The sequence below is a fragment of the Streptomyces sulfonofaciens genome, assembly GCF_014656295.1.
Classification (GTDB): domain Bacteria; phylum Actinomycetota; class Actinomycetes; order Streptomycetales; family Streptomycetaceae; genus Streptomyces; species Streptomyces sulfonofaciens.
Genome location: NZ_BNCD01000060.1, coordinates 1 through 2,260, shown reverse-complemented (window position 1 = coordinate 2,260; position 2,260 = coordinate 1). Strand labels below are relative to the sequence as shown.

The 2,260-nt window shown below is 62.8% G+C and carries 2 protein-coding genes and 2 pseudogenes; 2 read left to right on the top strand and 2 right to left on the bottom strand.

Features of this window, described 5'->3' with window-relative positions:
* Positions 1-74: 74 nt before the first annotated feature.
* Positions 75-725, bottom strand: coding sequence for a class I SAM-dependent methyltransferase (locus tag IE313_RS34530; RefSeq protein WP_189939324.1), 651 nt, complete (start codon positions 723-725; stop codon positions 75-77).
* A gap of 649 nt (positions 726-1,374) precedes the next feature.
* On the opposite strand from IE313_RS34530, the gene IE313_RS34525 reads away from it, so the two are divergent.
* Both IE313_RS34525 and IE313_RS34520 read left to right on the top strand, forming a co-directional pair.
* The gene (locus tag IE313_RS34525; protein ID WP_189939322.1) at positions 1,375-1,755 is read left to right on the top strand and encodes a hypothetical protein; all 381 of its coding nucleotides are present in this window, start codon (positions 1,375-1,377) and stop codon (positions 1,753-1,755) included.
* Between the two features lie 92 nt (positions 1,756-1,847).
* Positions 1,848-1,922: pseudogene (locus IE313_RS34520) on the top strand (IS5/IS1182 family transposase); the annotation flags it as partial.
* Between the two features lie 111 nt (positions 1,923-2,033).
* Here the strand turns inward: IE313_RS34520 and IE313_RS34515 are convergent.
* Positions 2,034-2,260, bottom strand: a pseudogene (locus IE313_RS34515) (IS5/IS1182 family transposase); the annotation flags it as partial.

The window sequence follows — 2,260 nt, the reverse complement described above, 5'->3', positions numbered from 1 at the left end:
CCAACTACTACACCGAACTCACAAAACCCCAGGTCACCACCACAGTCTGAGTTCTCCACCGAACCCGGGGCGGTTCAGCGTGGCCCTTCCGAGGTCGTTGGCAGGACGTTGACGCTGATGCGGGTGAAGCCGGACTCGTCAAGGACCTTCGTCCAGACCTGCTCCTGGAGTACCCACCGCCGGATCGTGGCCGCGGAACCGTCCGGTGCCTTCGCCGGGAGATCTGCCGGCACCACATCAGCCTGTGCAGGCGTGCCGTTCAGATAGTGGGCGAGGCTCGAGAACACCAGCCGCCCGCCCGGCCGCAGCGCGACGGCGGCCGCTGGCAGCACCTCACGTGGGTCGGTGAAGTCCAGCGCCCCGAAGACGCTGTACAGCACGTCGTACGCCTCGGGCATAGCGTGCAGGTGCGCCACGACGTCGGATCCCACGATGCGCAGACGCGGGGCGAGGTAGCCGTAGAGGTCGGTGGCCATGGCGTGCTGCGCGGGTGAAGCGTCGACGGCGACGACCTGGGCGGGTTTGTGGTGGGTGACCAGATGGGCTGCATGCCGGCCGGCACCGGCGCCGAGGTCGCCGACCACTTGCCCAGCCAAGTCCCCGAGGAGCTCCGGGCCGGGGCCCCCGTCCTGGCTCCAGGTCCAGTGGAAGGCGTCAGGGACCGCGCGGTCACGTTCGGCACGGGTGCGGCCGTAGTGGTGCCAGGGGTCTGGGGTGGTTGTCACCCGCCCCATCCTGGCGGGCGCCATCTGGCGCCGGGCCGATTCCGCGGAACCTCACCCGATCGACAGGGGGCCCCGGTGTGGTTAGTCCCCGGTACGCAACCAATGACGCACCCGGTCAAGCAGTCGTCGACATCCGACCGCCACGCGGTTTCCAGTAAGGGTGTCGGCCAAGTTTGCAAGTGCGACGGTGGCGATCTTCGCCAGCAGCTCCCTGACACCCCCGCTTCGGCCAACCCACGCCCGCGGTGATCTTCAGTTCCGAGTCTTGGCTCGCCTCGGTCAAAGGTCAAGTAGTTGGTCTGAAGTGATAGCTGACACTCTAGACAGTCACAGTTTTGCTTTCGATCGGAACGGTCTCCAGCGACGGCCTCTGGCTTGCCCTTGTAGCTTTGTCAGTAGAACCCTAACGACAACCTCTGCTAATGCCCCGCGGGTATCAAGACGAGCGAAAGGGGGAGTCCTTGACGCGATTCCCTCCCCTCGGCACGCTGCGTCACGTGAGACGTAAGGGATGAACCTGAGTGCGTTGACAACTATTGGGGGCGTAACCTAGCTTTAGTTTTGTTCGGAAAGAAGCACACTCTCGTGAGCGTCGAACTTGCCGACTTGACCGAGGCCTTCACGCTTTCGGGGGGTAAAAAATCCTCCCATGGAGATGCAAAGGAAAGTTAAGAGAAGGGGAAAAATGCCCGAAGCCATGACGGAGCTGCCGCACGTCCGCGAAGTCGAGCCGTTCTCCGAAAAGGACCAGCCCTGCTTCGAAGAAGTCAGGGAAGTACTCAAGAAGCATGGCGCACTCAGCCGCTTCGGCCTCACGCTTCTCCACCAGCATTTCGATATGGCCGATAATGAAGTGCTCTTGGAAACGACGGATGTCGAGAATCGCGTTCAGACTCTCACGGTCAAGAAGAAGAGTGATCTTGACAGTGTGCTGGAAACCGCGTGGCGGTTGGATTCCCACGAGATCTTGACGGGGTGCCGGATTGTCTGCGTGCAGGGAGAAGAGGGCTGCCTATCCGACAGTTGCTGATCGGGTGACGAGGTAGCTCCCGCACCGCACGAGGCTCCTGTGTCGTTGAGAGAGGTGTTTCGACGTCTCACCTCATCAGCGCAGGAGCCTCGTTGGTTCCCTATCCTGCCGTACTCGACGTCCCGCACGCCCTGGTCGAGTGGGTAACCATACTCATCGTCACCCGCAGGGCTCCGTCGTTCTCGCGGTTGGCCTGACCGAGCCGGATGACAGTGTCAACTCCCCTTTGGACACTGTCCGGAAGTTGGGCGACTTCGTCAGCACAGCCTTTTCCATCTTCAGGCTGAGCTGGCCAGATGCGGGGTGAGGACAGCCTGAACAAGGCTCGTGATGCGGATGGTCGAGTAGCGGAGCTTGCGGAGAAGCCGCCAGACACGGGGGTGGCGACGGCCTGCTCGACCAGGGTCCGGATCTTCGCGTGGGACTGTTTGACGGCCTGCTGACCTGTGGACAGCGTCTCCCACCTGCCGCGGTAGGGAACACGGACCGTGCCTCCGGCTCCTTG